The organism is Blastocatellia bacterium (genome assembly GCA_025054955.1).
In the GTDB taxonomy this organism is placed as follows: Bacteria; Acidobacteriota; Blastocatellia; order HR10; family J050; genus JANWZE01.
Window position 1 is genome coordinate 17,596 of record JANWZE010000033.1, and the last position, 21,844, is coordinate 39,439.

The following is a 21,844-nucleotide window of genomic DNA, read 5'->3' on the forward strand; positions in this document are numbered from 1 at the left end:
CCGTCCTTGGCGTTCACTGTGCTTCTGTGGCCGGCTTTGAAACGGACTTGCACAAACAGTTTCAGCCGAGCCATCTTGTCGGTTCGTGCGGGAACTCACCGGCGGCAGAGTTGCTAGGAGAGGGCTACTGAGATGACGAGTTTACCGCCCACACAATCGGCTTGAACGTCCAGAATTGCAGCTTGGTCAGCTCGTCAGCCTGGCGATTTTGGATGACGCTCGTCGGCAGCACGCTCACGGCACGTAGACTCACCGGGGTTGGCGCCCCTTGCGCCAGGGCGGTCTGTTCCGGACGATTGACCAATCCCATGAACCAGCCGTCGTTGCGATTGGCGCCGGTGTTTTCCTGTAAACCTACGCCCATGCGCGCGCCCATTTCCTTGGAGACCGCGAGAATCGGTCCTTTTTGATAGCGTCCCGTCGAAAACGGCGTGCGGCCAAACACGGACCGCCAACCCGCGATGCCGCCGACATGCTCGCCCGTTCGGGGATTGCGACCATCCCGCTCAAACGTGCCACGAGCGCGCGATTCTGGATGTATAAATTCCTATTGGCCAGGTAATCGGGCCGTGTCCGAATCGGTTCTTCATCGTGCGTGATGATCGTGACATAGAGCGGCGGCAAGGCGCTGGCACTATCGGGTCTTTCTTGCGCCAGTGGCCGTAAAGCCAATCCTACATGGACCAGGTCCAGCATTAACAGAGCGCAAAGTGTAAGCTTCAACATAACAGAAGAAGTTCGGTTTGATTTTTTTCATTTTTGTGACTCCTGTGAAAACTCCCTGGGAGCGCACGCTCCAGCATGCCGGAGCCTGCTCACAAGCGGGTGCTGCGCTGGAGGCGCAAACACAGGGTAGCCAGACGCGCAACGTCTAGGCAGTCGTCATCCCAAAATCGTTCGCGCCCTGAAGGGGCGCCACCCGTTCCCCATCGCTTCGTTCATGCTGTCCAAATCGCTGCTACGAACGCGCACCACGAGGCACTGCTTCTTCACTTGGCAGTGATCGTCGCCACACCATTGGTCCGTGACTCCACGCTGCCGGAAACAAGCCAGACTTTGGCCGGCTCGTAGTCGGAGAGGTAGGCGTCCAAGAACGCAACGCCGGCCATCGCAATCTCATCGTGGAAGCGACGGCCCGGTCCCGAATCACTCAAATTGAACGTGCTGTGAACGGCATCCGGACTTTCGATCCACAGCTCGTACTTATCGCCCGGCGGCATGCGCTTGAACGGCTCACGACGATCAATCGCGATCTCTCCCAGTACATTGTCACCGGCTCCGCTGGCCGTCATCACAGGCCGGTCCACCTCGCGCCACGAGTCATCAAAAAATCCAAACCGGCCCGGCCCCTGTGGCGAGAGCGCCAAGAACGCACGCGGCAGCGGGTGTCGCCAGCTTATGTCGTTGTATCCTTCGACGTAGTTCACGCGTGCGCCAGCTATTGTCATCGTGGTAAACGCGCCGAACGAATGCCCGGCATAAGCCACACGTGTCAGATCAACTCGTCCTTGTAGTTGAGGAAACGCAGCAACAATCTGAGGCAGCGCGTCCAGAACGGCGCGCGCATCGGTTGGACGATACCAGGTCATCGCGATGAGCTGCAAGCAGGTTTGCAGATCGCTGATGCCCAGCTTCCGACACAAAGCCAACCGGTCTGGCTCGACGTGCGCCGGATGAACCACGATGTAACCGGCGCGCGCGAGCACTTCGCTCCATTCACGGTTCATGTCGAGGCTGACGGTGTTTCGCGGCCCGCCGCCGTGCGACCAAACAATCACAGGGCGCGGTTGCATCACTGCGCGCGAAAACCGCACCAGAATCGGCAGTCGGCGATTCTCGGCCACATTGTGCACAGTGTATCCTTGAAGCACTTCAATTGTGGAGAGGTCATACCAGATCGGCGGCTGATAGGCCGACGCGAGCTGCGCTGGGTTACTCGGCCTCACTGGGCGTGTTGCCGCGCCAGACCTCCCTTGGGCGGCGTTGAACGGCGAAAGCCAACATGTGAGCATCAACAAGCAAAATCCTAGGATCGAGGTTGAGAGCCTCATTGTTTGGTCCTCCGAAAGCGTTTCGAGGTGGCGAGCTGGGAAAAAGTCTGACTTTTTTTGAGTGGGCGTCGTGCACAATCCATCACAGCACTCTCCGTAGTCTTATTCGGCACACTAGGGAAAATAACCGGCGATTGTACGTAGGAATGCTGATTCCAGCAACGCGCGCCTTTTGAGATAATGATGGCGACGATGTTTGAAGGAGGTAAAGAGCCAAGATCGTGGTCGCAGAGATGGGCTGACCGTCTGACATCGTCCGGTCGGCCCTGGAGTTGATTTCGACAACAGTCCTCCTGGTAACCGCCAGGATGCCGCTACAACATCCTCGTTCCTCCCAATGGCTGACGGGCATCCTGGCGGTTTTTTTCTTTCAGCACATCCCTGTGGGCAGATGCCATCGGGTGGCTGAAGCTGGAGAGAGCAGACTGACGACGGTTGCCCGTTGTCAATGGCCAATTGGTTACAGTGGGCTTTGGTTGCGTGTTCATCCCTGACGGTATTTTGCTCACTACCGACAGGCCTTTGACCTGAACCTCCTCTGAAAACTGGTGTAATTACCGTGGCGCGGCCTGCTCCTGGTCCATACGCGCTGTCACTTGGCGTTTGGGCGTTGGCTGATTATGCTTTAACGCGATATGAAGCAGTCAGGGCGGCGGTCAATAGCAATAGCATCGTGGAGCGTGGCGCTCCTGTTGTTGATCGCAACGCTGGTGAGTTGGACGCCAGCTCAACAAAGCCCTCGCCTCACCCGACCACGCTGGGTTACTAAGCCGGCTCCCAACGATCAACCCTCGTCGGCAGCCGGACGCTCAACCGAGACTGCTTCCTCGCCGGGCTCGGCTCTGGACCGCGACCTGGAGATTGCCGCCCATTTTGCGCCGATCATCCATCAAGGATTGAATGGCCAGCCACGCTTCGACTTCATCACTAACTTTGACTTCGACGGCGATTGGCGCGGCGACAACAATTGGCAGAATGCCGATGATCGAACCTATCCGCTACGCGCTTACGTCTATTACGCTGTGATCGAAACAGAGACGCATTACTACGTCCATTACGCGCTGTTCCATCCGCGCGACTACAAGGGTGGCTTGTTTCAATCATGGTTGCTGGCCGAAGCATTGCGTCAAGCGCAGGATCGTATTAAAAACGGTCTGCCGCCTGAAGCCGAAGACCTATCACTGTCTCATGAAAACGATCTGGAAGGGTGCTTGGTAGTGGCCGAAAAGCGCCAGCAGAAGTTGGACGAAGCGATTGTCGTCTACGTGGTGACGATGGCTCATCACACTTTTCATCTGTATCGCGCGCCGAACGAGCTGAACTCAATTGGCTATGTGATCCAAGTGGAAGGGTCGCATCCGGTGTTGTTCTGCGAGCCGAAAGGCCATGGCGTCTTCGCCTACACGGGCAAGCCACATCAACTGAAAGACGCCACGCGAGGCACGCTGATCTACTCATACACCGGCCAGCCGGACGACCCGGAACAGATCGGGGATCGAAAAGTCGGGTATCGTTTGATTCCGATCTACGGAACGCTCTGGCAACGGGCGCGCGCCAACGCCGAAGAGACCTACGGACTGATGACTGATTATGGTTCGATCACCTTGAACGTCATCGAGAACAATCAATCGGTTCAAAAGCAAATCCCTATCGGTCGGCTCGGCGCTGCATTCCTTGGCGTGGTCGGCGCAGCGAATAAAGCTCGCCCGCCGTGGGCATGGTACGACTATCGTGAGCGCCAATCGGTGCGTGGCGAGTTCTTCTTTGATCCCGCCGGGTTTGTCAAGCGCTCCTTTTACCTCTACAACACCTGGTCAACGACCTACGTTCACCATCCGTTTTTGGAGGTGTGGCGAGACCCGTCAACGCCCGGACGAGCGGCTGAGCGTTAACGCAAGCGCCGGGCCTGGCATTGATCTGCTTTGCTCGGCTCTGCCTTGCATGCGCGGCTGAATTGCATTGATGATTATTCGCCAACCGTCGCTTGCTTATGCGCAAGAGCGAAAACGCCAGCGAGGTTGGGCTCAATTGCATTGACTATTCGCCAAGTGCGGCTAGCGCCTTCTGCACATTGGCGACTGCTAGAATCACAGTGGCTCGAGGCGTGCCGCTATTGGTCGTTGCATAGGCATACTTGATGTTGATCCGAGCCTTGGCTAGTTTTTGTGCGACCTCGGCCAACGCGCCGGGGCGGTTCTCCAAACTCACTGCTAGCACGTCTTCTTCTGTGACGCGAAACTTCGCCAGCTTTAACAATTCCTTGACACGAGCCGGATGATCCACCACCAACCGAAGCTTCGCTTTGCCTTTTTGCTCCGGCGCTAACATGGCAAAGATGTTCACGCCGGCCTGCCCCAGCGTTGAGCATAGGTGAGCCAGCGCTCCCGGTTTGTTTTCCATCGCAATGACCAGTTGAGTGATTTTGGGCATAGGTCCTCCTTATACCAATTGCGAATCGTGGATTGCCGATTGATAAAGCTCAGTCAAATTGACGAGTGACCACAGGCAACTGAGCATGGAGTTTTCAAACGCAACTGGCATTATAGTTGAATTATGAATGCCCCCGTCTCTCAATCGTGTATGCCAACACGCAGGTTGATGACCTTTCGTGAGCTCGGCAGTTACTTCGCTGAAGATGTTTCAGCATGACTCTGGGATTGTTGTTTGCGAACGTTGGCGCGGTTGGACGCGATGTTGGACGCGAGGACAACCGGCAGAAAACCTTCAGGCAAACGAAATTCCAGAGCCAGATGACGGTTCTCCTTCCATATTCCGAGTGAGGCCGGTTGGAACGCCGTGGCAAACATCGAAAGCATCCCGGCGATGCGGGCATCATCCTTGACCGCCTGCTGACGCAATGTGTCGGTGAAGTGTCTGATCGTGGACGGCGATACATAACCCCAACCCGACACAGACTGCGGCAATCCCTGCATGGCTCGTGTAAATTCGGGCACATCAGCCAGCGTACGACCTGCCCGACGCTGTTCTATAGCACTTTGGATCGAACTCGATTGAGGACTCACGGCAAGAAAATCATCAAGCAGAGCGTAATGCCACTGACCAAACTGGTTGATCCGAATGCCACGGTGAGAGACCGCGCGGCGATTTGAACGGTTAGCAATTTGCATCAGATTGAGCGTCCGCTCCACAAGCGGGCGGTTGCGTAAACTGACAAGAGCAGTGAGATTCAGTGTATCAACCTGGCCGTGCGATTCGTTGAGCCACGATTGAAGCGAATCGGTGCTGACGCTAAGACTGCCGAGCGCGGGGAGCAATTGATAGCGAAGCTGACGATCGAGCACTCTTTCAATCACCGGACGCAGCAACCGACCGCTGCCTCGGCTCGACGACACGGACTGCTGCTGCCCCAACGCATAGGCGTCGTACAGCATCGGCCAGTCGAGAGCTAACGTGATAGAGGCATCGGTTTGAGCAGACTGCCATTGCGCAGGGCGTAATCCGACATCAACGAGTTTGAACAAATCCGAGATGGCCTGCGCTGAACCACTGAAGGAGCGTTCTTCCAGCAAGAGCCCGCTGACGATTGTCTGCGGGCCTTGGCACTGTATGCCGAGGGCGACTTTGGGCAGTTTCTGGATATTGAGCCGTTTCAGCATCTGACCTACAGCGGTAAAGGAATTTGCTTTTTCCTGCGAGGCGGATACTGACACGGGTCGTTGTGCTTCGATCAATTGCTGTGCCAGGGCTGGGTCTACATACACAAAGATCGGCATGCTCGCCCAGCGAGCTCGCCCGGCTTTGAAACCGGGATCATCGGATAAGCTGCGCGGCGACGTCTTTCCCTGAAGCGCGCCCGCCACGACGCTTGGATCGCCTACGACCAGCGTGTCATTGAGCATCGCGAAATCCAGTTTCGGTAAGCCATTGGATGAGCCGCCGAGCGAGAGGTTCTTGGCCAGCGGCGACTTCAAGAGCTGAACCAGTTGGTTGTTGCCAGAAGCGAACTGAATGAACGCGCCGACAAGCAATTTGCGATTGAGTGGTTGCTCGGCAGAGACAGCCTGCGCCGGATCGGGCCACAGCGCCAATGTCAGTTGCGCTCCTTCCAACGAGGGGGCCACCACCGGCCAGAACGCTTCGACAATGGCCCCGCCTTCCGGCGCTTGTTTCAGCTTCGGATAAAGCAACGGCCAAAGGCCTTTCCACAGATCAATCAATCTGAGGGTCTCAACCTGTGCCTTCAGGTCTTTCACCTGGATGAAGGCAACAGCATCTGAGGGAACGAATTGATCAAGCCTCGGACTACTGGTTGAAGCCGGCGACGCAGTGACGCGCGCTGCCGGTTGTTGCGCGGAAGCTGGGGTTGCGATCAGTTGGGTTGGGACATGGATTGCCAGAAGAAAACTGACAACCGCGCTCAATATGATAGTCGCCATGCGCATCGTCATACTCCTGCTACTGTGATATACATCCGCGCCTATAGATGCACATCCGGCTCAAAGTGCTGCAAGCAACATTTTGCAGCAAAAGGTCGGCAGCGATGACTGCCTAGGCGCCAGTACCGTAAACCGGGATCAGCGCGCCGTGAATGTGTTTGGCGGCATCCGAGGCAAGAAACAGAATCACCTGAGCAAGAGCTTCGGGTTGAACCCATGTTGAAAAATCGGCATCAGGCATGGCCTGACGATTCAGCGGTGTATCAAGCGTGGCAGGCAGCACAGCATTGACGTTGATGTTGTGACCAGCTACTTCACTGGCAATAGCCTGTGTGAGCGCATGAACGCCTGCTTTGGAAACAGCATACGCAGCAGCCCCAGGAAATGGCGCGACCGCAGCACGGGCACCGACAAAAATAATTTTGCCGCCGCCTTGATCGAGCATGTGATTGAGCACGGTCTTACTGCAAAAGAAGGCCGACTTCAGATTCAGCGTCATCATGTAATCCCATGTCGTCTCCTCCATCTGAACGACACGAACATCGCCAATGTAGCCGCCGACCAAATGCACCAGTACGTCAATCCGACCAAACGTGTCGAAGACCTGATAGACCGCGTCGCGGAATGGTTCCTCACGAGTGACATCAACAGCGTAGCCGCGAAGTCGCTCATGTTCGCCTCCGAGAAAATCAATCAGTTCAGCCCAATGCTCCGGTGTCCGGTAAATCGCAATGACGGTCGCATCGGTCTGTAAAAACGCGCGCGTCACGACTCGGCCCAAACTGCCGGTGGCGCCCGTGATGATGGTGACAGGTCTGTCCATCACTCCCTCATTTGCAGCGTTTGCAGGTGCTGTAGATAGGCTTGCTGCAAGTCCTGATAAAGTTGTTCGAGTCGGTCATACAGCCGCTTATGTTTCCGTGGTGGTCGCTTGGCCAATGCGTAAGCCGTGATGATGGGCAGCGCGACCGTTGAATCCAAATAGCAGGTGACCATATCAGGCAATAATTCTGGATCAACCTTCTTCCACGTCATCGCCTCTGACGGCGTTGCGCCAGACAAGCCACCGGTGTCAGGACGGGCATCGGTGACCTGCAGGAAGTAATCGTGTCCGTTATCTTGCAATCCTAATACTTCCTGAATTTGTGGCTCGGTCTGCAAGATGAAATTCTTGGGCGAGCCGCCGCCGAAAATGAGCACCGCGCTACGGCCACCCTCGCGCTTGGCATTCCATACAATGGCCGTTGTTTCATTCACGTCGCGCGACACATCAAAGCGCAGCCGGCTGCCAATCAAGGCTTGCTCAGCGACATTCATACCAATAGAGCTATCACCAGGCGACGAGGTGTAAATCGGCACGCCGTGCTGATAGGCAGCAGAAAGCAACGACTTCGTGCCCAGTCCCAGCGCATTCTCCCGCTCGTGAATGTAACGACCAAGCCGATAATGAAATTCGGCTGTGCTCATCTCATGCTGAAACTCGTCTGAGGCCAACACCTGACGGAAAAACTTGTCAGTTGAAAGCAGCACGTCATAGTCGAAGAACACATCATAGATGCGCACCACGCCATGCTCGCGGAGTTCATAGTCGCTGATGCGCGGCGTACCCACATGCATGGACAAGCCAAGGCCGAAATGTACGTCGTGATAGAGATTGGCGCCCGTGCTGACGATCCAGTCAACAAACCCATTTTGGATGAGTGGAATGATCGCGGACATTCCCAGGCCCGCCGGCGTCAACGCACCAGTCAGGCTCATGCCAATAGTGACGTCGTCAGCCAACATCTTCTCTGTGAACAATTGACAGCCTTCACGCAACCGCGCTGCGTTGTAGGCTAGGAAATTGTTTTCTACCAACTCAACAATGGTCGTCTCGGCCGTGACCGGCCGCGGGTTGATGGCCCGCCGTAAAAAACGGTTTTGCCTGGACATGTCTTGCTCCTCATCGAATTAGCAAACACCTACAACCATCTCAGCATCAAGGCTGTTCATCAGCGCAACAAAGGCTCGCTCAAGTAGTTCCCGATCTTTGGACTCGAGCACGATCTTGACTCGATAGTCCGTCTCGGGAAAAGTAGGGTACGAGCCAATCGCAACCGCAGGAAACTGCTCACTCAAGCGCGACAGCATGGGAGCCAGGGCGACCTCATCTTGATTAACAAACACGGTCTTGCTATGAAATGGGACAGCGCGGAAATGGTCGCGAATGGCTGTAAACTTGCTCTTGAGAATCCACGGCACGCCAGGAAAGATATACACATTCTCGTAATGCAGCACCGGCCATGGGCTCTGTTCTGAATAAATCAGTTGAGCGCCTTCCGGCACCTCAGCAAAGCGAAGCTGTTCTGGAGTGAGCGACCCTTCGAAATATGAAGCAACCAGTGTCTTAAGTTCCTCGTGGTGTACGACACGCCGGCCAAAGGCTCGCGCTACGCCAGCAATGGTTAAATCATCATGCGTCGGCCCGACGCCGCCCGATGTAAAGACATAGTCAAATCGTCCCGCGCAGTCCCGGACCGTTTCAGCAATTTCATCAACGTCGTCCGGTATGACAACCACACGTTTGACGGCAACGCCAAGAGCATATAATTCCGGCAATAGGAATTTGGCATTGGCATCTTCGACCCGACCACTCAAAAGCTCATTGCCGATTAAGATCACAACTGCTGTTGGCTGATTCACGCGGCTTATCTTACCGATTTGCTCGTGAATTGGCAATCGGTGTTCATCGTCTTGCGTCGGTTTGGTATACTGAGCGACGATGCGATTTGTTGTTGATGCCATGCTCGGACGCTTAGCTCGCTGGTTGAGAGTGGTCGGCATTGATACGCTCTATGCCGCTGGCCTCGACGATCATGCACTCGTTGAGCTGTGTAACACACAAGGGCGCGTCTTGTTGACCAAGGATGTAGCACTGCTACGCGAAAACAAGGTTGAGGGCTACCTGGTTCGCAGCCGTACGTGGCAAGATCAACTGCTCGAAGTTATTGATGAATTCCACCTGCGTGCTCACATCAAACCATTCTCGCGCTGCCTCAATTGCAATGAGGTGCTCGTCGAAGTTTCCAAGCAAGATGTGGTGAACTGCATCCCCCCATTTGTCCTGCAGAACCAGCACCAATTTTTTCGGTGTCACGGTTGCCAGCGGGTTTACTGGAACGGTTCGCACACTGATCGAATGGCAGCAACGCTAAGCAAGATAATAGGTTAATCGTCTCGCTTTGGGCTTTTCAGAGCTTCTGGAATGAAAATTAACGAAACCAAAGTTAATTATCCTTGACTTTTTAAGCAATTCACTATAATATAACAATGCCCGGTTCATAAAGAATAAATGGAGGCTATAGAATGAAAATGCTGATGAAAGTTCGCTACATCATTGTTTCCGCCATGCTGCTTATGATTGGCGCTGGTCCGCTGGCAGCCGGTCCGGTCTCCAGTTCGCCTACGCCGGTCCAGTCTGAGGCTGAGAACGCTGACGTGGCTCCATTGGTCGCTGCGCTCATGGCAGTGCTAGAGGGCCGGGCTAGCCAATATCGCGCAAGAGTGGACACTGTTCAGGCCAAGCTGTTTCAGATTGGTGAGACGTCTGCTGTGATTGCTCCGGTGACCGAGCTGAGCCTCACCGACCTAGGGCTGTTGGGCATTCTGGAGGTTGCTGGCAACTTCAAAGTGAGAGGCACGGATTTACCTGCCGGCTCATATCGCATGGAGCTGGGTGGCACGCTGTCACAAATGCAGTTGCATTTTCGGAATTCGTTCGGTCAGCGCGTGATGAGCATCCCGGTGGAGTTTTACTCTAACGTTACCTTTAACGGTTCGGGGCAAGCTGGCGCTAGTGCACTGCGCCGCCCACCCCTTACTCCGCTGCGTGTGATCGGCCCCAATGTCAACATTAATTTCAATCTCACGCGGACGCCACCTTACGTCTCCAACGTCAACACGTGCATCGGGTTTTTTATCCCGTTTTCCTCTGGCACCTTTACCATCCGGTTTTGCTTCTGATTGGGTCCGGCACCGAGCAGGGCAAACGACCACCTTCCATAGCAGGGAATTGGACACCCTGCTATGGAAGGGATATTGAGGCTCGGAGCTAACCACTCAGTCCGTGGCGTGGAAAGATTTTTTGCTGAATCGTTTTGACCTGACGTTCTGCATATTGGCGAACATGCTGATGGATAGGTTGAGTTGGTTCCGGGTCGTGCAGTTGAGTTCCTTGCAGGCCAAAACGCTGTAACGTTTCAACGCAGGCCGGCGGAATTTCGTCGGGCAGTTCAATGTCGTTCATGATGGCATAGGCCAGCGTCCAAGCCCGCGCGACATTGGCCAAGTGATAACCGCCGCCGCCGAGCGCCACCCACGGGATGCCCCACGCCTTGATGCGATGAAGGATTTGGACAAAGCCATGTGTGGTCAGCCGCAGGTGCGCCAGTGGGTCATCCACGAACGTATCTACGCCCAGTTGCGTCACGATGGTATCCGGCTTGAATGCTTCGATCAACGGCTGCACTACTTGATCGAAGACCCACAGATAGGTCTCATCGTCGGTGCCAGGATAAAGCGGTACGTTGACCGAATAGCCCTGCCCGGCGCCTTGGCCGATTTCTTCCACAAAACCGGTTCCGGGGAAGAGGAATTGTCCATCTTCATGGAGCGAGATTGTCAAAACCTGATCGGTGTCATAAAAACCGGCTTGCACGCCGTCGCCGTGATGCACATCCACGTCCAAGTAGACCACCCGCTGACCTTGTTTGACCAAGTCCTTGATGGCGATGACAGGATCGTCGAAGTAGCAAAAGCCTGAGGCGCGGTCTGGCATGGCGTGGTGCAGTCCACCGGCGATATTGAAGGCCACAGGTACATCTCCCGCCCGGACAGATCGTGCAGCTTGAAGCGAGGCGCCTGTGATCAGCAGTGATGCCCGGTAGACGCCTTGGACGATCGGGTTGTCGCCTGGGCCTAGTCCGTAGACATAAGGATTGGGCGGAACCAAGCCCTGATCAATGTTGCGCAGCACGGCAATATAATCGGGTGTATGAAACCAAGCGATCTCATGTTCACTGGCCGGCTGGGGTTCGCTTTTGAGAATGTCCGGCCGGTCAAACACACCATACGCTTGCAGCAAATCGTGGGTGAGCTTCAAGCGCACTAAACGCATTGGGTGGTGAGGGCCGTAGCTGAATTGTTGCAATTCGTCGCTATAGATGAAGCTGCTCTTGTATGTTCCGGTCATGATGCACAACGCTCCTCATAATCTAAGCGGCAGCATATCTTAGCACATCAATCAACGACACGTTTACAGGAAATGCCGCGTTCTTACTGCCGAGTAGCTCATCGTGCCAGTGTTTTCCAGTATATCACGTCCGAGATTTTCTCTTCCGCCACCTTGAGTAAAAGGACGAACTGCTCCTCTGAAAAATAGCCCACGAAACACACGAACCTCACGAAAGAATTGTATTTTCATCGTTCGTGGTGTGCTGTTGCATAGGGGCGATTTCCTGGCATTGGGGGCCTCTGACTCTTCTGCGAGTTGGCGGCGGTTAAGAAATGTTAAGCGACTCACGATTGAGGGCGCTCCTCAACGCTTGCATGATCTGCCGGCCGTGGAAGCGGCCGTTCTCGATGAAAATTTTGTTTGTTTCTCGTCCCGCGATGATTGGGCCGGCTAAGTAGATCCCTTTGACGTTACTCTCAAGCGTCTGTGGATCGTGGGCCGGAATCAACGTGTCTCCGTCCACGTGGATGCCAACGCGACGTAGGAAATCTACATCGGCGTGATAACCAGTCAGAGCAAAGACGAAATCATTGGCCAATTCGTTTCGCTCGCCTGTTTTGAGAGATTCAGTCACAATGGTCTGAGGCTTGATCTGTACGACGAGCGTGTTAAAGAGCGCGGTAATGTCGCCGCTGCTGATGCGGTTACGCAGGTCGGGAGCGATCCAGTACTTCAGGTGCGGGCTCAGGTCCTCGCCACGATGAATCAACGTCACACGCGCGCCGCCGCGGAATAAATCGAGCGCCGCTTCTGCCGCCGAGTTACCAGCGCCGATCACAGCGACATCGCGCTGAAAATACGGATGCGCCTCGGTGTAGTAATGCGAGCACTTAGGTGAATCTTCACCGGGGATGCCGAGTCGGTTAGGATGATCGTAGTAACCGGTTGCCAGAATGACTTTCCGTGCCGCGTAGCTGTGACGTTGACCGACACTGGTTTCTGTCAGCACTTGCCAGGAACCATCCTCTCCATTGATGTCTATGACCCGTTCATACTGATGAATGTTTAGCCGGTAGGCTTGCGCCACACGGCGGTAATATTTCAACGCTTCCAATCGCGTCGGTTTTTGAGATAAACAGACCATCGGCAGGTCGCCGATTTCAAGTAGCTCTGGGGTGGTGAAGTAGACCATGTCTTTAGGAAAGTGTGCGAGCGAGTTGACCAGACAGCCTTTCTCGATGACCAGATAATCCCACTGCGCACGCTGTAATTCAATGGCGCAGGCCAGCCCCGTCGGCCCGGCCCCGACGACAATAACATCGTACATGGTTACTCTCCAACGATGAGGGCTGCGTGCTCAACGCAGCACAATTGAAGAATTCTCTTGATGCGTCACGGATTGTTTTGGGGTCATGCTCATTGTTGTTGCCGTAGCATCTTTTCCACTTCTGAGACGTGGACTTCTTCGTCGTGGATCATCCGTCGAGCAAACTCTTCAAGCATGATGCTCTGCTCTTGAACCAGTTTGAGCAATTCCTTGAACAAGCCCAATTGGAGGCGCTCATGAGCCAGACTTTCGCCTAGAATGTCGGCCAGCGAATGCTTATGCGTCTCGAGCAACCCGGCGATCTTCAGCGATGGATGACCTCCCAGCGCGGTGATATGCTCACCGATTTGCTCTGCATGAGAGAGCGACTCGCGAGCCTGCTGGCGTAGCCAGCTCACAATTGGAATACGATGAGGACCAAACACCATGAACGAGTAGTGGGTGTAGCGAACGACGCCGGCTAGTTCGTTTTCCAGCAGCGCATTCAATTTCTGGATGACTTTTTCCTTTCTCATTATTCGTGCCTCTGTTTTGTGGGAATGAAATGAGCCAGGATTATAGAGGCCACCCAGCGAATACACAAGCAAAGGGTCGGCAGGTAATCGTTTCATCATTGGTGCTTGAACGAAGAGGTGTCCTCTGGCACCCTGGTGGGAACATTCGGAGGAAGCCATGATGAAACGAGAGCTTGCTCCTAATTATTCCTCTCGTCAGCCAAGCGGCCCAGTCGGATTTCGGATTGCAGATTACTCAAGCTCAAAGTGAGTAGCAGTCACGGCTAACTGAGATACCTTTCAAAGTGAATTGGCGTAATTACTCATCCACATAGCGGCCATCGAATTGAATGTGTGTCGCGCAGAACCTGGAAGTGGGACTGAACCCCATGAGAAGAGAGAAACAAGCCTATCCCAAATGCCGAGTGAATATCGCACATTGCCGTTCGGGCAGCGCAGGTCCTGCCGTGCTTTCTGGCCTCATAACGTGGTCTTTGGCGGCCAATTTGTATTGGGGTCGGCGTGTGCCGCTTGGTGTACGTGCCTCTGCTGCTTATTAAGCCAAACGTACCGCAAAGAGACTCTGGGCATCTGGGTTGTCCTTGGTGATCCCCGAGCGCTAGATGAGCGACTGACTTGGAGCATGCAGAGTGCAGCTAGGGAATATCCTTGCTCGGTGACAGCTTTCGATATAATCTTATGTGCCTGTACCGACGGAGGATTTCGTTCACGGTGATGATTCAATGCCCTCATTGTGGTGCCGACCTTTTGGACACTGACCTGTACTGCGGCACGTGCGGGATCCGAGTCCAGTCATCGGCGCGGACTCTAGCCTCTGCCAGACCAAGCGGCCCGGCCTTGCCTAAAACCGATGAGGATGATGAATCGCTGCGCTGGATGCCGAAAACATTAGCCGGCATAGAGTCAAATCCGGTTGCGCCAACCGAACCACGCGAGTGCAGGCCGGTTGACGCGCCGCCGGCGCGCTTGGTGGTTATTCGTCATGGACAACTTGTGCGCGAATTTCCATTGCAGGGAAGCCGCTGGTTGATCGGACGATGGGACCCGCAACGGCGCGTTTTTCCTGATGTGGACTTGGATAATGAGGATCCGGAGGCAACTGTATCGCGACAGCATGCCTGTCTGACTTATCAAAATGGGCAGTATTTCATCGAAGACTTGGGCAGCACCAATGGCACGTTCATCAATCGTGGGCATCGGCTCATTCCGGGACGGCGTTATCTGGTCGAGGACGGCGATGAGATTATCGTTGGCAAAACGTTTTTGAAATTGGTGATTGGATAAGACTCCATCATGGCCAGCAATATCTGTAACAGATGTGGCGCACCGGCATTTCCCACCGATCTGTTCTGTGGTGAATGCGGCCATGCGCTGGTCAGCGCGCCGGGCGCAAGCGCAACGCCACGGCCTGCTACGTCGTCGCCACTGGCTGAACTGCCGCCGGGCATGCTGTTGCAAAACCGCTACGAGATTGTCAAGCGCGTTGGCGGCGGTGGCATGGGCAATGTGTACAAGGCTTACGATCGCAATCTGGATTATGCGTTGCGAGCCGTCAAGGAGATGATGGAGATGTTTTCTGATCCGTCGCAGCGCGAGAAGGCGGTGGAAGATTTTCGTCGTGAAGCCAAGCTGCTGGCCAGTTTGAAGCACCCGTCCATTCCGGTCATTTACGATCATTTCATCGAGCACGGGCGCTACTACCTGGTGATGGAGTTTATCCGAGGTGGTGATTTGATGACCCGCCTGCGGTATGCGCAAGGGCGCGTGCCGGAGCCGGCTGTCACCATGTGGGCGATACAAATCGCTGATGTGCTCGATTATCTGCATCGGCGTCAACCGCCGATCATCTACCGCGATTTGAAGCCGGCCAATGTGATGGTTGATCCAGATGCCAATCAAGTCATGTTGATTGATTTTGGGATTGCCCGCACGGTTGCGCCGATGCAAGCGGGTGTGACGGCTATCGGCACGATGGGCTATGCGCCGCCTGAATTGTTCTCCGGCAAGGTAGAGCCGCGTTCAGATATTTATTCGTTAGGCGCGACCATGTTTCACTTGTTGACGGGCGTTGATCCGCGTGACAAGCCGCTGCTGATTTTCGATTTCACAAAGAATCCCAAGCCGCGCGAACTCTGCCCGGAGCTTACGCCCCGGATGGAAGCGATCATCATGCGGGCTGTCGAATACGAACCGGCCAACCGGTTTCCCTCGGCGCGTGAGATGAAGATCGCTCTGCAAGAGCATTTGCAACAACTGGAGAAAGAGTCGCCCGAAGAGGTCGAAAAAGCGCAACGTGTGGCGTTTGGCGAGATCATCCGTGAATCGGGCTATGAGCCTGCTCGTCGAGTGGCCAGTTCATCGTCTTCTTCGTCTGCCGGCTCAGCTTCAATGCCTGTGCCCTCAACCTCGTCGCCGGCCGGTTCGGCATCAGCGGCGCCGGCCTCTGAATTGGTGTTTTGCAGTAACTGCGGCACGTCTCTGAATGCAAGCGACCTGTTTTGTGCGCTCTGTGGCGCGCGCCAACCAATCTCGTTAGATCAAGGTCGCGCCTCAGCCAAGTTGCTCGTGCTTGATCCTCTATCGGGCCAGATACAAGGCTCCTACATGCTGGAGAAGCACTCCAGTTTGATCGGTCGGATGGACCCTGTTTCCGGCATCTTCCCGGAGATTGATCTGTCGCCGCTTGACACGGAATCGAAGGTGTCTCGCCGTCACGCACGGGTGTGGCGGCAGACCAATCAGTTTTTCGTCGAAGACCTCAATAGCATCAACGGCACGCATGTCAATGATGAGTTGCTTGTGCCGAAGCAACCAGTGCGGTTGAAGGACGGCGATGTGTTGCGTGTTGGCCAGATTCAACTGGTGTTTAAGGAACCATAAGCGGGTTTCATGCTGAGTGAGTCGTGGCTTGCCAGATGCTTGTATCACGGACCATGGATCACGAATCACGATCCATGGATCACGAATCACGAATCACGGAGCACGATTCACGACCCACGACCCACAGACCACGGATCACGAAGCACGGAGCACGAACAATGACGAATGACCAGATCAAGTTGGCCCCATGGCGCAGTGCTGTCGTGGCTCCGCAGCCTGAGCCAAGAATCGAATATGCCGGATTTGGTATTCGTTTAGAAGCGGCGTTGATTGACTACATGCTTTGCCTACTCGGCTCGGTGTTTCTGGTCTGGGTCGCTTCACTGTTGGCTCGTTACATGAGTTTGACTGCGCTGATGATGGCAGCGGCGTTGGGCTTCACGCTGGTCTTTTTCTTCAATCACATGGGGCTTGGCACTGTCACACGACAGACGATTGGCAAATGGATTGTCGGCATTGAAGTCATCAGCGCCGATCGGCAGCCGTTGACACTGTCGCGTCTGCTGGCGCGTTGCACTATTGGTTATGCTGTGTCGCTGGCGCCATTGGGGCTGGGATTCATCCGTATCCTATGGAATCCAGACCGGCAGGGCTGGCACGATGTAATGTTTGGCACCTACGTGGTGAGGACGAGATAACCTATGCTGAAATTAAACATCAAGTCACCTGGTAAACCGCCGTTCACGGTCAACGCTGACAAAATGCGTATGACGATTGGGCGCTCGGTGCGGAATGACATCTGTTTGGAAGACCCGTTTGCTTCACGATTGCACGCCGAGTTGCGGATTGAAGGCGATACTTACTGGTTGAGTGATCTGGGGAGCGCCAACGGCGTCTTTCTGAATGGCCGACGGATCAGCGGCACTGTACAGGTTTTCCCTGGCGACCAGATTCAGATTGGTGAGAGCCTCGTCCAGTTGCATCAAGCCGGGGATGTGATGCGCGTTCCTGCCGGCGGGACGACTGATCAACTGCTTGGGCAGGATGTTATTGCTGAACCTCAGATCACCAGGGAACCGACCGATCCGATGCAGGTCACATCGGGCCTGCTTTCGATCATTCAGACTGTCAAGAGCGCTTCAGGTGATCGTGAGCCGGTGGAGGCGTTTGAGCATCGCAAGGATTTGTTTTCGGTGATGGCGAAAGTCAGTCTGGAATTGCTTTCGCCGTTATCCTTGAACGAAGTGTTGGGGCGCATCATTGATCTGATATTCGAGGGTGTGCCGGCGGATCGCGCCTATTTGTTATTGCGGGAGGGGAAGGATGGAGAGTTGGTCTGCAAAGTAGCCAGTTATCGTCAGGCACAACCTGCCGGCCAAGATCGGCAGGTACGTATCAGTCAATCCATCACTAAAGAAGTTGTTGGCAAAGGCCAGGCGGTGTTGACCTCCGATGCGCAACAAGACGAGCGGTTTCGCGGGCATCAATCCATCATGCTGGGCAACGTGCGCTCGGTGATGGCTGTGCCACTGTCGGTTAACCAACAGGTCATCGGCATGATTTACGTGGATAGCCCGATGAGCGTGAACGTCTTCACTGAAGACGACCTGCGCCTGCTGACGACAATTGCCAGCGTGGCCGCCATCAAAATCGAGAACACGCTCTTGCTGGAGCAGCGATTGGAAAACGAGCGCATGAAGCAGCAGTTGAGCCATGCGCGGGACATTCAGTTTCGCTTGCTGCCCGTCAATCCGCCGCCGTTGCCGGGCTACGACCTGACCGGCATCAGCTTTCCTTGTTACGAAGTCGGCGGCGACTACTTTGATTTTATCAAACAGCCCAATGGAACAGTTGTCATCGCCTTGGGCGATGTTTCGGGCAAGGGCATGGACGCGGCGTTGCTTATGTCCAGCCTGCATGCCACGGTGCGCGCGCAAGCTGAAACGAGCCGTTGCGTCGCCGAGCTGGTCGGGCATATCAATCGCTACCTGAACGGGACGACGCCGCCCAATAAATTCGTCACGCTATTTTGCGCTCAGTTAGATTGCCAAACGCACCAGCTTCGGTTCACCAACGCGGGGCATAATCCGCCGTTGTTGATTCGTCGGGGCGGCGAGGTAGTCTACTTGGAAGCAGGCGGACTACCAGTCGGGATCACCGAGTTCATCACGTATGAAGAAGGCTTGATCACGTTTGAACCCGGCGATGTGCTGATCACCTACAGCGACGGCATCAGCGAGGCGCTCAATCCGCATGGCGAAGAATTCACGGCTGAGCGATTGATCCAGGTGGTGCAACAAAACAAGGATTGCAGTGCTGCCCAGTTGCGCGACCGGATTGACGAAGCGTTGCTGCAGTTCATGGGCACGGCCTCGCCGGTGGATGATATGACGCTGGTGATTGTGAAACGAACCGAATGAACCATCGGACGTCAGACGTTCGTCATGAGGGCATCAGGTTAGCATCAGGTGTAAGCCCTGCGGCCTGATGCCTGACGGCATGAACCATTATGAGATCGGAGAAAGAGCTCGCCTATCGCTACGATCTGTACATTGTTCCGTACTGGCGCGATGCCTTCGACCAGATGGTCATCGAACATGTGAAGCTGCCTCAGCAGGGGAACGTGCTGATCGTCAATTGTGGCACGGGCGGGCTGGCGCTGGAGGTGGCCTCATCGCTGGGCGCGCGGGGCGACGTCATCGCCACCGACCCCTATCCCGAACGCCTCCATCTAGCGCGGGCAAAAGCTGAAGTGAAGAAACTCACCAACGTGTTTTTCTATGACCGACAGCCGACGCAGTTGGGCATGGAAGATGAACTCTTTAGTCTGGTCGTAGGCGATGCCGCTTTGATGCCGACCGAACAGATCGAGCCTATGCTCGGCCAGATGGTGCGGTTGACAGACAGCAACGCGACGGTGGCCTTGCTGATGTTGACGCATGGCAGCTTTGGCGAAATCTTCTCGCTGCTGTGGGAAGCGCTCTATCACTGCCGGCTCGATCACTATACAGCTTCACTCGAAGCGCTTATCAATGAGCACCCGACAACAACACAGGCGCGGCAGATGATGATGCAGAACGGATTGACCCACGTGCACCATTTCACCGAGCGTCGAGAATTAGATTTTGCTTCGGCTCAGGAATTATTTGAATCGCCGTTGGTCGAAGATTATTTTCTCGACCACTGGCTCCAGTTCCTTCCCGATAAGGCAACACGTCGAGACGTCATCGGCGCCATGACCGAGATCATTGATCGGGAACGCGGGCAGGCGTATGTGGAGATGTCGGTCAAGGCCAGCCTCCTGATCGGCCAGCGAGGATGAATCCGGCCACCAACATCCGTGAACGTCCGACGCTCATCCGCCCGATCACGATGCGTGAAACATTCAAAACGCGATTCGGTTCACTGATGGCGTTGGTGGGTTTGGCCATCGGGCTGGGCGACATCTGGCGGTTTCCCTACATGGCCGGCTTGTTTGGCGGCGGCGCGTTTTTGGTGCTGTATCTGGTCATCACCGTGCTGATTGGCATTCCGGCGATCATGGCGGAGCTGGCGCTGGGACGCTATGCCCGGCAGGGGCCAGCGCGTGCGTTCACGGCCATTGGTATGCCCGGCGGTCGCTGGGTCGGCGCGCTGATTTGCTTGACCATTGTCATGGCGTCGGGATTCTATCTGGTTGTCATTGGCTGGTCGCTTTATTATCTGGGCGCGACAGCAACAAAATCCTATTTCGGCGTGGACACACAGGCTTATTTTGATGGGCACTTTGGTGGCTTCCGCTGGTCGTCGTTATGGACGGCGATGCTTGTCGCTCTGCTGCTCGGGCTAGCCGTCGCTCGCGGCGTCCGTCAGGGCATCGAGAAGCTGAATGCTATACTGGTTCCGATCATGTTTGTTTGCTTTGTGCCGATGATTGCCCGGAGTCTTACCTTGCCGGGCGCGGTGGATGGCCTGCGATTTTTTCTGATTCCGGATTTTTTCAAACTGCTTCAACCGCAAGTGGCGCTCGCTGCCCTTGGGCAGGCGTTCTTCTCGCTGACGCTTGGTGGACACGCGCTGGTGATGTACGGCAGTTATCTGGCCGATGAGGAGAACCTGCCGATGACAGCCGCCAAGACAGCGTTTGGCGACACATTGGCCGGCGTGTTGGCTGGGTTCGTCATCTTTCCTGCCGTATTCGCTTATGGCCTGAATCCGCAAGGCGGCCCCGGCCTCTCGTTTGTCACATTGCCGCGCGTGTTCAGCGAAATGCCGCTCGGTCAGGCGATGGGCATGCTGTTTTTTCTAGTGGCTTTCTTGGCCGGGTTCACCAGCCTGCTTGGTTGTTTTGAGATTTGTCATGATGCCTGCCACCAGTACTGGGGCTGGTCACGGCGTCGCTCGCTGCCACTGACAGCGGCGTTGATCGTCCTTATGTCTGTTCCCTCGCTTCATTCTGCGACGGTGCTTCAGATTAACGACTTGATCTGGGGCACGACGATGTTTCCTTTCGGCAGCTTGATGGCTGTGGTCGGGCTCGGTTGGTGTGTGGCGCGGGGACGCGCGCTGGCTGAGGTGCGCAAAAATTCGTCGGCGCCAGTGCCAGATTTTTGGCTCACGTGGATTCGCTATGTTATTCCCACATTCATCCTACTCGTGCTGATCTACGGCTGGTGGGATTATTTCCATTCTGGACGACCATGAGGTAGAGATCATGCGCAATCAATTTAACCTGTGGATACCAATGAGCGTGCGCTGGGGTGATATGGACGCCATGGGGCACGTCAATAACGCTGTCTATTTCACCTACTGCGAATCGGCGCGTATTAGCTATTTCAACGCCATTGAGCTTTGGAAACACCGCGAGCATGAGCAGCAAGGCCCGGCGTTAGTGATGGCCAATCTGAATTTCAGACAGCAGGTTCACTATCCGGCTGAATTGGAGGTGGGTGTGCGGTGCACGGAAGTGCGCCAACGCAGTTTCACGTTGGAATACGAAATCTACCGACGTGGCACAGAGCAGTTAGTCGCCGACGGCGCGTCGGTCGTCGCGTGGACAGATTATGCGGCGAGCCGAGCGGTGCCCATTCCTGAGGCATTGCGGGCTGCCATCTCACGGTTTGAGGGTTGGGCATCACAGCCTTGAATTGCTCCTTTGAGCATGTGGCACAGGTCCCGCCTGTGCTCGATTCTTGTGCTTCGTGGCGCACACTCGCATGGGAGCGATTCCATCGAAAAAGGTCACCGAAGGCGCAGAGAGGGCAGCGAGCGCTCGGTGGATTCTGTGACCTCGGTGGCTTCATTTTCACCATTCATGGCATGTGCTCAACATATAAGCGATTGCTCGGTCGAATCGCTCGACCACAGCGTGGAACTACCACGCGACAGTCAGCGGCCAATAGCATTAAGTTAGTGGAGTTGGATAGAACGCTGATGAGGCGGATGCGGCGGATGCGGCGGATTTTCGCCGATTGATCCGCGTTGATCGGCCAAATCCGCGTCATCCGCGTTCCATCACATGCATAAGTTGGAGGATTAGGAAA

General features: G+C 55.2%; 21 protein-coding genes. 10 read left to right on the forward strand and 11 right to left on the reverse strand.

What is annotated here, in order from left to right; translation table 11 throughout:
- Positions 1-124: 124 nt before the first annotated feature.
- Both NZ823_04360 and NZ823_04365 read right to left on the reverse strand, forming a co-directional pair.
- Positions 125-445, reverse strand: coding sequence for a hypothetical protein (locus NZ823_04360; protein ID MCS6804360.1), 321 nt, complete (start codon positions 443-445; stop codon positions 125-127).
- Positions 446-989: 544 nt separating this feature from the next.
- Positions 990-2,012 (reverse strand): hypothetical protein, encoded by a 1,023-nt coding sequence (locus NZ823_04365; protein MCS6804361.1) that lies wholly within the window; start codon positions 2,010-2,012, stop codon positions 990-992.
- A gap of 719 nt (positions 2,013-2,731) precedes the next feature.
- Between NZ823_04365 and NZ823_04370 the strand changes: the two genes are divergently transcribed.
- Positions 2,732-3,943: a hypothetical protein gene (locus tag NZ823_04370; protein ID MCS6804362.1), complete on the forward strand. Its 1,212-nt coding sequence runs from the start codon at positions 2,732-2,734 to the stop codon at positions 3,941-3,943.
- Positions 3,944-4,088: 145 nt separating this feature from the next.
- Here NZ823_04370 and NZ823_04375 read toward each other — a convergent pair whose 3' ends face one another.
- From NZ823_04375 to NZ823_04395, 5 genes are all read right to left on the reverse strand, one after another.
- Positions 4,089-4,481 carry an ACT domain-containing protein gene (locus tag NZ823_04375; protein MCS6804363.1) on the reverse strand — a complete coding sequence of 131 codons (393 nt, stop codon included), beginning with the start codon at positions 4,479-4,481 and terminating at the stop codon, positions 4,089-4,091.
- Between the two features lie 191 nt (positions 4,482-4,672).
- On the reverse strand, positions 4,673-6,454 hold the full coding sequence (locus NZ823_04380) for a hypothetical protein (GenBank protein ID MCS6804364.1): 1,782 nt from the start codon (positions 6,452-6,454) through the stop codon (positions 4,673-4,675).
- 106 nt (positions 6,455-6,560) lie between these two features.
- The gene (locus NZ823_04385) at positions 6,561-7,271 is read right to left on the reverse strand and encodes an SDR family oxidoreductase (GenBank protein ID MCS6804365.1); all 711 of its coding nucleotides are present in this window, start codon (positions 7,269-7,271) and stop codon (positions 6,561-6,563) included.
- Positions 7,271-8,380 (reverse strand): deoxyhypusine synthase, encoded by a 1,110-nt coding sequence (gene speY, locus NZ823_04390; protein MCS6804366.1) that lies wholly within the window; start codon positions 8,378-8,380, stop codon positions 7,271-7,273. The genes NZ823_04385 and speY overlap by 1 nt, the downstream gene beginning before the upstream one ends.
- 18 nt (positions 8,381-8,398) lie before the next feature.
- Complete coding sequence (locus NZ823_04395) at positions 8,399-9,232, reverse strand: molybdopterin-binding protein (GenBank protein MCS6804367.1); 834 nt, start codon at positions 9,230-9,232, stop codon at positions 8,399-8,401.
- On the opposite strand from NZ823_04395, the gene NZ823_04400 reads away from it, so the two are divergent.
- Complete coding sequence (locus tag NZ823_04400) at positions 9,210-9,659, forward strand: Mut7-C RNAse domain-containing protein (protein ID MCS6804368.1); 450 nt, start codon at positions 9,210-9,212, stop codon at positions 9,657-9,659. The two genes, NZ823_04395 and NZ823_04400, sit on opposite strands and share 23 nt — an antisense overlap.
- Positions 9,660-9,793: 134 nt before the next feature.
- Positions 9,794-10,450 carry a hypothetical protein gene (locus tag NZ823_04405; GenBank protein MCS6804369.1) on the forward strand — a complete coding sequence of 219 codons (657 nt, stop codon included), beginning with the start codon at positions 9,794-9,796 and terminating at the stop codon, positions 10,448-10,450.
- Positions 10,451-10,538: 88 nt separating this feature from the next.
- Here NZ823_04405 and NZ823_04410 read toward each other — a convergent pair whose 3' ends face one another.
- The 3 genes from NZ823_04410 to NZ823_04420 all read right to left on the reverse strand — a co-directional run bounded on the left by NZ823_04410 (position 10,539) and on the right by NZ823_04420 (position 13,502).
- Positions 10,539-11,678 (reverse strand): acetoin utilization protein AcuC, encoded by a 1,140-nt coding sequence (locus NZ823_04410; GenBank protein MCS6804370.1) that lies wholly within the window; start codon positions 11,676-11,678, stop codon positions 10,539-10,541.
- A gap of 307 nt (positions 11,679-11,985) precedes the next feature.
- Positions 11,986-12,987, reverse strand: a complete 1,002-nt coding sequence (locus NZ823_04415) for a YpdA family putative bacillithiol disulfide reductase (GenBank protein ID MCS6804371.1) — start codon at positions 12,985-12,987, stop codon at positions 11,986-11,988.
- A gap of 89 nt (positions 12,988-13,076) precedes the next feature.
- On the reverse strand, positions 13,077-13,502 hold the full coding sequence (locus NZ823_04420) for a ferritin-like domain-containing protein (GenBank protein MCS6804372.1): 426 nt from the start codon (positions 13,500-13,502) through the stop codon (positions 13,077-13,079).
- Between the two features lie 876 nt (positions 13,503-14,378).
- On the opposite strand from NZ823_04420, the gene NZ823_04425 reads away from it, so the two are divergent.
- The 7 genes from NZ823_04425 (at position 14,379) to NZ823_04455 (ending at position 21,447) form a co-directional block, all read left to right on the forward strand.
- Complete coding sequence (locus tag NZ823_04425) at positions 14,379-14,786, forward strand: FHA domain-containing protein (protein ID MCS6804373.1); 408 nt, start codon at positions 14,379-14,381, stop codon at positions 14,784-14,786.
- A gap of 9 nt (positions 14,787-14,795) precedes the next feature.
- Complete coding sequence (locus NZ823_04430) at positions 14,796-16,382, forward strand: protein kinase (GenBank protein MCS6804374.1); 1,587 nt, start codon at positions 14,796-14,798, stop codon at positions 16,380-16,382.
- Positions 16,383-16,540: 158 nt separating this feature from the next.
- Positions 16,541-17,020 carry an RDD family protein gene (locus tag NZ823_04435; GenBank protein MCS6804375.1) on the forward strand — a complete coding sequence of 160 codons (480 nt, stop codon included), beginning with the start codon at positions 16,541-16,543 and terminating at the stop codon, positions 17,018-17,020.
- Positions 17,021-17,023: 3 nt separating this feature from the next.
- Positions 17,024-18,742, forward strand: coding sequence for a SpoIIE family protein phosphatase (locus NZ823_04440; GenBank protein ID MCS6804376.1), 1,719 nt, complete (start codon positions 17,024-17,026; stop codon positions 18,740-18,742).
- An 89-nt stretch (positions 18,743-18,831) separates the two neighbouring features.
- Positions 18,832-19,644, forward strand: a complete 813-nt coding sequence (locus tag NZ823_04445) for a class I SAM-dependent methyltransferase (GenBank protein ID MCS6804377.1) — start codon at positions 18,832-18,834, stop codon at positions 19,642-19,644.
- The gene (locus tag NZ823_04450; GenBank protein MCS6804378.1) at positions 19,641-21,005 is read left to right on the forward strand and encodes a sodium-dependent transporter; all 1,365 of its coding nucleotides are present in this window, start codon (positions 19,641-19,643) and stop codon (positions 21,003-21,005) included. The genes NZ823_04445 and NZ823_04450 overlap by 4 nt, the downstream gene beginning before the upstream one ends.
- 10 nt (positions 21,006-21,015) lie before the next feature.
- The gene (locus NZ823_04455; GenBank protein MCS6804379.1) at positions 21,016-21,447 is read left to right on the forward strand and encodes an acyl-CoA thioesterase; all 432 of its coding nucleotides are present in this window, start codon (positions 21,016-21,018) and stop codon (positions 21,445-21,447) included.
- A 166-nt stretch (positions 21,448-21,613) separates the two neighbouring features.
- Here NZ823_04455 and NZ823_04460 read toward each other — a convergent pair.
- On the reverse strand, positions 21,614-21,844 hold a 231-nt coding region (locus NZ823_04460), incomplete at its 5' end, for a hypothetical protein (GenBank protein MCS6804380.1).

Excerpts from the sequence above, each read along its gene's own strand:
- NZ823_04365 (MCS6804361.1), bottom strand. The coding sequence starts at position 2,012 with ATGCTCACATGTTGGCTTTCGCCGTTCAACGCCGCCCAAGGGAGGTCT.
- NZ823_04375 (MCS6804363.1), bottom strand. The coding sequence starts at position 4,481 with ATGCCCAAAATCACTCAACTGGTCATTGCGATGGAAAACAAACCGGGA.
- NZ823_04380 (MCS6804364.1), bottom strand. The coding sequence starts at position 6,454 with ATGCGCATGGCGACTATCATATTGAGCGCGGTTGTCAGTTTTCTTCTG.
- NZ823_04385 (MCS6804365.1), bottom strand. The coding sequence starts at position 7,271 with ATGGACAGACCTGTCACCATCATCACGGGCGCCACCGGCAGTTTGGGC.
- speY (MCS6804366.1), bottom strand. The coding sequence starts at position 8,380 with ATGTCCAGGCAAAACCGTTTTTTACGGCGGGCCATCAACCCGCGGCCG.
- NZ823_04400 (MCS6804368.1), top strand. The coding sequence starts at position 9,210 with ATGCGATTTGTTGTTGATGCCATGCTCGGACGCTTAGCTCGCTGGTTG.
- NZ823_04395 (MCS6804367.1), bottom strand. The coding sequence starts at position 9,232 with ATGGCATCAACAACAAATCGCATCGTCGCTCAGTATACCAAACCGACG.
- NZ823_04405 (MCS6804369.1), top strand. The coding sequence starts at position 9,794 with ATGAAAATGCTGATGAAAGTTCGCTACATCATTGTTTCCGCCATGCTG.
- NZ823_04410 (MCS6804370.1), bottom strand. The coding sequence starts at position 11,678 with ATGACCGGAACATACAAGAGCAGCTTCATCTATAGCGACGAATTGCAA.
- NZ823_04415 (MCS6804371.1), bottom strand. The coding sequence starts at position 12,987 with ATGTACGATGTTATTGTCGTCGGGGCCGGGCCGACGGGGCTGGCCTGC.
- NZ823_04420 (MCS6804372.1), bottom strand. The coding sequence starts at position 13,502 with ATGAGAAAGGAAAAAGTCATCCAGAAATTGAATGCGCTGCTGGAAAAC.
- NZ823_04425 (MCS6804373.1), top strand. The coding sequence starts at position 14,379 with ATGCCGAAAACATTAGCCGGCATAGAGTCAAATCCGGTTGCGCCAACC.
- NZ823_04430 (MCS6804374.1), top strand. The coding sequence starts at position 14,796 with ATGGCCAGCAATATCTGTAACAGATGTGGCGCACCGGCATTTCCCACC.
- NZ823_04435 (MCS6804375.1), top strand. The coding sequence starts at position 16,541 with ATGACGAATGACCAGATCAAGTTGGCCCCATGGCGCAGTGCTGTCGTG.
- NZ823_04440 (MCS6804376.1), top strand. The coding sequence starts at position 17,024 with ATGCTGAAATTAAACATCAAGTCACCTGGTAAACCGCCGTTCACGGTC.
- NZ823_04445 (MCS6804377.1), top strand. The coding sequence starts at position 18,832 with ATGAGATCGGAGAAAGAGCTCGCCTATCGCTACGATCTGTACATTGTT.
- NZ823_04450 (MCS6804378.1), top strand. The coding sequence starts at position 19,641 with ATGAATCCGGCCACCAACATCCGTGAACGTCCGACGCTCATCCGCCCG.
- NZ823_04455 (MCS6804379.1), top strand. The coding sequence starts at position 21,016 with ATGCGCAATCAATTTAACCTGTGGATACCAATGAGCGTGCGCTGGGGT.